Here is a 6388-nt window from a genome sequence, read left to right as displayed (position 1 = left end):
TAAGTGAACAGCATTAGCCCATCGGCAGGTTTTTTGTGTTCAGTCTTCGAGCCATTCAAACCTGACATTCAGCGGCCCGGGTTGGCGAATCAGGTCCAGCTCCGATTCCAGCCTGCCCAGCTTTATCAGTCCCGGTGAATACTTGAAGCCTTTGTGAAAGATCGCGATGTTGCCCCAAGGCGCGTAATAGGCGAAGTCACCTGCTGCCGGCGTGATGCCCGGCGCTGCGCCTTGGGTACTCAACGTGCGCGGCAGCACGTTGATCTTCTCGTTCGAGGCGTAGTCTTCCAGAACCACGTCGAGCGGGAGCAGGGCGACGAAGTCTCGGGCGGTCTGATTGTCTTCAAGCGTGAATGTCAGCGTTTTGCCATGGGCGAGCATTGCGATGCGCATAGGGTGTTCCTGGTAGGCCGTCTGGTTTGTGTTTGCATGGGCGTAGTTCGGCAGGAGCGCGGGAAGAGCACCGATACACAGCAGAGCGGTCAGCGCGGTATGGGAATAAAAAACGCGCAGTGTTTTAGCGGTCATTGGGTTTACGCCTGTAACGACTGAAGCGTGGACAATGGGTTGGCGCAAGCATACGGCAGCTTCTTTCCCGCATTACCCGGCTGGTGCTACATGACGATGTGAGGTGTGCTCAGTAATCGGCCCACCCGAGATGAACGTCGCCCTGCGAGGGGCAGGATCGGTGTCGCGCGCGGTGGACAGCCCCGGCCGCAACCCGCTATGGTCGCGGCCTTCAAAAAAGGGGCAAGCATGGGCTATCTACTTATCGTGACGCTGATCCAGGCGTTTTCCTTCAGTCTGATCGGCGTCTACCTGGCGGGCCATGTCGACAGTTACTTCGCGGTGCTGATTCGTGTCGTGCTGGCCGGGCTGGTGTTCATTCCTCTGACCCGCTGGCGTCAGGTCGAGCCAGGTTTCATGCGCGGCATGCTGCTGATCGGTGCACTGCAATTCGGCGTCACTTATGTCTGCCTGTACTTGAGCTTCAAAGTGCTGACGGTGCCGGAAGTTCTGTTGTTCACCATTCTCACGCCGCTGCACGTCACGCTGATCGAAGACGCCCTGAACCGTCGATTCAATCCGTGGGCTCTGCTGGCCGCGCTGGTTGCCGTGCTGGGCGCGGGCGTCATTCGCTACGACGGTCTGGACGGCGACTTCCTCGGTGGTTTCCTGCTGCTGCAACTGGCCAACTTCACCTACGCCGCCGGGCAGGTACTGTATCGGCGACTGGTGGTGCGCTACCCCAGCGACCTGCCGCACTATCGCCGCTTCGGCTACTTCTTCCTGGGCGCGCTGGCGGTGGTGCTTCCCGCGTTTTTAGCGTTCGGCAACGTGCAACGCCTGCCCGAAGACCCGACCCAATGGAGCGTGCTGCTGTTCCTCGGCCTGTGCTCGACCGCGTTGGGCATGTACTGGTGGAACAAGGGCGCGTGCATGGTTTCGGGTGCCACGCTTGCGGTGTTCAACGTACTGCATGTGCCGGTCGGGTTGCTGATCAACCTGATGATCTGGAATCAGCATGAACCGGTGAGTCGGCTGTTGATGGGGGGCGTGTTGATTCTGGTGTCGCTGTGGATCAGTCGCTGGAGTGGGCGGAGAGAACCAGCAGCCGTAGCGGGTCACTGACGGTCATCAGCAAGCCTCTTTGCCCAGCCTGCATAGCCTGGACAAAGCGGCTTGAGCACTCTGCGACTTACTGCACCAGCGTAAATGTGCAGGTTTCCGGTGCGGTGTTCTCGCAAACGTTATAGATCAGGCCGAACGGGCCGTTTTCCTGTTTCCAGGCGCTGCCCTGGGTTTTGATGGCTCCCTTGCCGGAAGTGTGCGCGATGAATCGCATGTCGAGCGTGTCGTTAGTGCCGATTTCATAGGTGCAATGTTGCAAGGTTTGCGGTGTCGCCCTGTCTTCCTGAATGGCAAGCGCAACCTTGAACGCGTTGATTGGCGTCTTGCTTGCTATTACGCCTTGGCGAACGCCGGACCACTCGCCCTCTTTTCCGTTTGCCCGATAGACGCCGGGCGAAACCTGTTCGATTGTTGAAACCGCAGGGCAGTTTTCGCTGGCTTGAGCGGCCAGGGTTGTGGCCATCAGAAAAGCCGCAATGGTGAGGCTCGATAGTGTTTTAAACATGAGTAATCCCTTATCTGCATGTGCTTGTGTGCTTTTACCGTTCAACCGCCTTCGCGGGATGGCTGCCCGGCTGATTGGAAAATATTGGTCGGTTCCTGCCTCGCCCGTTCGTGCGTGGTGAACGGTTTGAGCGAGCGGGCAGACACATGGTGACAGGGGGGCTGACGCGCTTGCCCATACATAGTTATATGCCGACTGATTTTTGCCGGACCGGCGTGGTCACGGTTGGCAGCGTTCAGAATGCAGTCTGTTCAACCCAACGGCGAACGCAGGCTGGCCCGAAGCCCGCCCTCTGGCCGGTTATCGAGTCGGATTTCTCCGCCCAGTAGCAGTGCGACTTTCTGCACGATGGCAAGGCCCAGGCCTACACCCTGATCGTTGTCGCGGCTGTAGAAGGGCTCGAACAATCGCTCACGCTCCTGCTCGTTGATACCGGGGCCTTGATCATCTACGGTCAGCAGAAAGTGATCATCGTTAAACGACAGGCCGACCGTCACCTGACCGCCTTCAGGCGAGAAGTTGACGGCATTGGTGACGAGGTTGTGCAGAGCAATGTCGAGGGCGGCGAAGTCGATGTTCGCGCCGTGCTGGCTTTCGCGGCAGTCGAATGACAGTTCAAGCCCTCGGTTCAATACCCAAGGCGTCAACTGCACCAGACTGTCACGAACCGCGCTCACCAGTTCCAGTGGTGGTTTGCGGGTTGGCGACGGGACCGGCTCCAGTCGGGCGATGGTCAGCAGTTGATTAACCAGCCGGGTGGTGCGGTCCACGCCGATGATCAGATAACCCAGCGATTCGCGTCGCTGTTCTTCGTTGTGCGCTTCCAGCACGTTTTGCGCATGCACCCTGAGCACTGCCAGCGGCGTGCGCATTTCGTGAGCGGCGTCGGCGATGAAATGACGCTCACGCTGGATCAGATCGTGAATCTGCCCCAGTAGCCGGTTCAGTGCCGACTGCATGGGCTCCAGTTCGCTGGGCAATGGTGTCAGGGTCAGCGGTTGCAGCGAGCCCGGATGGCGACCCCGCAGCGTGCTGGCAAAGTTGGCCAGCGGCTTGAGCCCCCAGCCGATGGCCAGCCAGATGGCGAGTATCAGCAGCAGGCTGCCGATCAGGTTGGGCAGCACGGTATGGCGCACGATACGGTTGACCAGATCCGATCGCACATCGTCACGTTCTCCCACCCAGATGCGCAGGCCATTCTGCGTGTCCTTGAGCACGAACGCGCGCCACTGATGGCGGTTCAGGTCCGGAAAATTGCTGAATCCAGCCGTTTCCGGTGGATGAGTAAAGGTCGGTGCGCTGGCGGTGCGTACCAGTGAGCGGCCGTCCCTGTCCCATACCTGAAAGGCGATCTTGCTCTCATAGGGATGGCCGTCGATGCGCGGTTCTGCCTGAGCCAGCGCCTGATTGAACGCCTCGTAGAGTTGCGCGGGTTCCTGGCGCTCCAGCGGCATGCGCATGACGCCTTCCAGCAACCGTGCGTTCTGCGCCAGTTGAGCATCGTAGATTTCGGCGATTTCGATATTGCTGTCATGCACGTTGAACAGTGTCAGGACCAGCAGGCCGGCCAGCAGCAGGCCGATGATCAGCGTCAGGGTGCGGCGGCGGATCGACTTCAAGGACGCTCCTCCACCAGATACCCGACGCCCCGGATGGTGCGGATCAAGTCGCTGGAGAACTTCTTGCGCAGATGGTGGATATGCACTTCGAGTGTGTTGCTCTCGGCCCCCTCGTTCCAGCCGTAGAGCAGCTGCATCAGACGTTCGCGGGTCATTACCCGACCCGGTGGCGAGAGTAGCTCATACAGCAACTGGTATTCCTTGGGAGTCAGGGCAACCGGTTCGCGGTGATAGCTGACCTGCTGGGTGCCGGGGTCAAGGCTGATGCCGGCATGTTCGATCAGCACCTTGGCGCGTCCCGCACTGCGGCGCAACAGCGCACGCAGGCGGGCCTTGAGTTCTGAAACGTCGAAGGGTTTGATCAAATAATCATCGGCCCCGGTGTCAAGGCCGGTGATACGGTCTTCGGTGGAGTCGCGTGCGGTCAGGATCATGACCGGCAGGGTCGAGCCGCTGTGTCGCAACCGCCGCAGCACCTCGAAGCCGTCCAGCCTCGGCAGGCCGAGATCGAGGATCGCCAGGTCGAAGGTCTCACTGAGCAACGCATGCAAGGCGCTGCTGCCATCGCGAATCCAGTCGACGGTATAGCCTTCGCGGCTCAGGGCCTGATGGATACCTTCGCCCAGGGCAGCGTCGTCTTCGATAAGCAGCAGGCGCATGGCGACTCCGTCAGTCGAGCTTCTTGTTCACATCGACCAGCAGGGTCTGAATGTCTTTGCGGCGCGAGGCGTCCGCCTGTTCGCGGCCCGGACGTGGAGGCGCCAGCAAGGCTTTGTTCAGGGCGTCCCGAGCCTGGGCGTACTTGCCTTGACGGTATTGATGGTCACCCCAGAAATACAGTGGGTCGATGCCATCGGGGTTGATTTTCAATGCCTGTTGCAGCAACTCACCGGCCTTGTCCGAATCACCGAACCCCAACGGCCAGCCCGGAACGCGGTCGTAGAGCACGGCGAGGCTGGTGTAGGCCGAGCCCTGCAGGGCGTCGGGGTCGATGCTCAACGCTTTTTCCAGATCGGCCTTGGCAAGCTTGGCTTTTTCCAGTGCGCCGAGGCCCGGACCCTGGGCGCTGGCCCAACTGCTGTTGACGATACCGGACCAGATCCAGGCCTCAGCCGCGGTCGGACGATCCTTGACGAAGGCTGTGGTCTGAGTCGCCAGCTTTTCGAACGCGGCGACTTGCTGATTTTTGGGCAGGTCGTACTGAATACGCCGCCAATCCTGCTGGATGCCATTGAGGCGTTGTTGGTCAGGCGCATCCAGTGCCCAGGTTGGCAGACTGATCAGGCCTACGAGGGCCAATACGATTTTTTTCATAGGGTCTGTTTCTCTTCCGGGTGAGTACCGCTCAGACGACGAATCAAGGGTAGGTGTTTACGCAGGCCTCGGTCGACCAGCGCAGGCAAAATGCTGTTGAGTTTTACAAAAAAACGTTCCGGCCAGCCCAAGTACAGCTCTCGCCTGCCCACGGCAATGGCCTGCACCACGGCATGCGCCACGTGTAACGGATCATCGACAGCGGATTTCATCGCCTCGTTCAATGCCTGCGCTGCCGGACTGTTCATACCGGTCCGGGTCGCTCTGGGTGCAACGTACAGGACGTTGATACAGGTGTCTGCCAGCTCGCGGCGCAGCGCCTCGGAAAAGCCGCGCAAGGCGAACTTGCTCGCGCAATAAGTTGTGTACCCGGCGTGGCCGATCGAGCCGAAGGTCGAGCCCACATTCACCACCATTGCCTGACTGGCTTGCCGAAGCACCGGCAGCATCGCTGCAGTCAGCAGAATCGGCGCGTGCAGGTTGATCGTCAGCATAGCGTCGATGTCGTCGGGCAAAAGCTGTTCCAGCATCGCGAACCGGTTGGTGCCCGCCGCGTTGATCAGCAGATTGACGCCGTGCAGGTCTTGCGCCGCGTTCACCACGTGCTGCCGACCGTCTTCATGGGTCAGATCGGCTTCTACCCAATGCAGGGTTTCGGGGTAACGGGCGAGCAGGGCGCGCAAGGGCTGTTCATGGCGCGACACGGCCAGCACTTGCGCGCCGTGGCTGCATAGCGCTTCGGCAATCGCCAGACCGATACCGCCGCTGGCGCCGGTCAGCACCACTCGGGCTTCAGACAGCTGCATGTGCATACTCTCTGCATTCACTCACGCTGACGCCCGGCAGTTCGCGGAACATGTCGGTGTACAGCCGGTAGACGATTTTCGACGCGTGAATCACGGCCGCCTGATCCTGCGGCTCGTCGATGCGGTCCATCAGGGTGCGAAAGGTCTCCATGTGACCGATGTCCAGGCTGCCGTGGGAGCTCAGGTAACTGAATGCCGTGGCGGGCAGTTCCAGATGCTCGCGAATACTGTCGGCGGCGTGGGTCGCCAGCGCGATGCTGGTGCCTTCCAGCACATTGACCATGCCGAACAGCCCCACGGGATTGCCGCGTGCGATCAGGTCGTAAAGGTACGCGACCATCAGTTCGATGGGGCGCGCGGGCGAGCCGTCCCGCACGGCATCCGCATTGGCACCACAGGCCCGCAGATCGTTGAGAATCCACTGTTCATGACCGTATTCGTCTTCGATGTACTCGCATACCGCCGCGCGAAGCCATTCCAGCCGGCTCGGCAGACGTGCGCCGCAGGCCATC

8 protein-coding genes are annotated in these 6388 nt (G+C 60.4%); 1 reads left to right on the top strand and 7 read right to left on the bottom strand.

The features are described from left to right. Positions 1-39: 39 nt before the first annotated feature. A complete protein-coding gene (locus BZK31_RS27730) occupies positions 40-528 on the bottom strand; it encodes a cyclophilin-like fold protein (RefSeq protein ID WP_083186375.1) in 489 nt (162 codons plus the stop codon). Between the two features lie 228 nt (positions 529-756). Between BZK31_RS27730 and BZK31_RS27725 the strand changes: the two genes are divergently transcribed. Continuing rightward, positions 757-1632, top strand: a complete 876-nt coding sequence (locus BZK31_RS27725) for an EamA family transporter (protein WP_083186376.1) — start codon at positions 757-759, stop codon at positions 1630-1632. 67 nt (positions 1633-1699) lie between these two features. On the opposite strand, the gene BZK31_RS27720 is transcribed toward BZK31_RS27725, so the two are convergent. The 6 genes from BZK31_RS27720 to BZK31_RS27695 all read right to left on the bottom strand — a co-directional run. Beyond that, positions 1700-2137, bottom strand: a complete 438-nt coding sequence (locus tag BZK31_RS27720) for a DUF3757 domain-containing protein (RefSeq protein WP_083186374.1) — start codon at positions 2135-2137, stop codon at positions 1700-1702. Between the two features lie 251 nt (positions 2138-2388). Further along, entirely contained in the window at positions 2389-3756 is a 1368-nt protein-coding gene (locus BZK31_RS27715) for an ATP-binding protein (protein WP_083186373.1), read from the bottom strand. Further along, positions 3753-4415 carry a response regulator gene (locus BZK31_RS27710; RefSeq protein WP_083186372.1) on the bottom strand — a complete coding sequence of 221 codons (663 nt, stop codon included), beginning with the start codon at positions 4413-4415 and terminating at the stop codon, positions 3753-3755. Before BZK31_RS27710 ends, BZK31_RS27715 begins: the two co-directional genes overlap by 4 nt. 10 nt (positions 4416-4425) lie before the next feature. Next, positions 4426-5070: a tetratricopeptide repeat protein gene (locus BZK31_RS27705; protein ID WP_083186371.1), complete on the bottom strand. Its 645-nt coding sequence runs from the start codon at positions 5068-5070 to the stop codon at positions 4426-4428. After that, complete coding sequence (locus BZK31_RS27700) at positions 5067-5876, bottom strand: SDR family oxidoreductase (RefSeq protein ID WP_083186370.1); 810 nt, start codon at positions 5874-5876, stop codon at positions 5067-5069. The genes BZK31_RS27705 and BZK31_RS27700 overlap by 4 nt, the downstream gene beginning before the upstream one ends. Then, a partial coding sequence (locus tag BZK31_RS27695; protein WP_083186369.1) for an iron-containing redox enzyme family protein occupies positions 5863-6388 on the bottom strand: 526 nt, incomplete at its 5' end. The genes BZK31_RS27695 and BZK31_RS27700, both read right to left, overlap by 14 nt.

Origin of the sequence: Pseudomonas floridensis (genome assembly GCF_002087235.1) — a bacterium.
GTDB lineage: Bacteria > Pseudomonadota > Gammaproteobacteria > Pseudomonadales > Pseudomonadaceae > Aquipseudomonas > Aquipseudomonas floridensis.
The sequence above is the reverse complement of the archived record's forward strand: the minus strand, read 5'-3'. Positions and strand labels throughout refer to the sequence as shown.

Excerpts from the sequence above, each read along its gene's own strand:
- BZK31_RS27730 (WP_083186375.1), bottom strand. The coding sequence starts at position 528 with ATGACCGCTAAAACACTGCGCGTTTTTTATTCCCATACCGCGCTGACC.
- BZK31_RS27725 (WP_083186376.1), top strand. The coding sequence starts at position 757 with ATGGGCTATCTACTTATCGTGACGCTGATCCAGGCGTTTTCCTTCAGT.
- BZK31_RS27720 (WP_083186374.1), bottom strand. The coding sequence starts at position 2,137 with ATGTTTAAAACACTATCGAGCCTCACCATTGCGGCTTTTCTGATGGCC.
- BZK31_RS27710 (WP_083186372.1), bottom strand. The coding sequence starts at position 4,415 with ATGCGCCTGCTGCTTATCGAAGACGACGCTGCCCTGGGCGAAGGTATC.
- BZK31_RS27705 (WP_083186371.1), bottom strand. The coding sequence starts at position 5,070 with ATGAAAAAAATCGTATTGGCCCTCGTAGGCCTGATCAGTCTGCCAACC.
- BZK31_RS27700 (WP_083186370.1), bottom strand. The coding sequence starts at position 5,876 with ATGCAGCTGTCTGAAGCCCGAGTGGTGCTGACCGGCGCCAGCGGCGGT.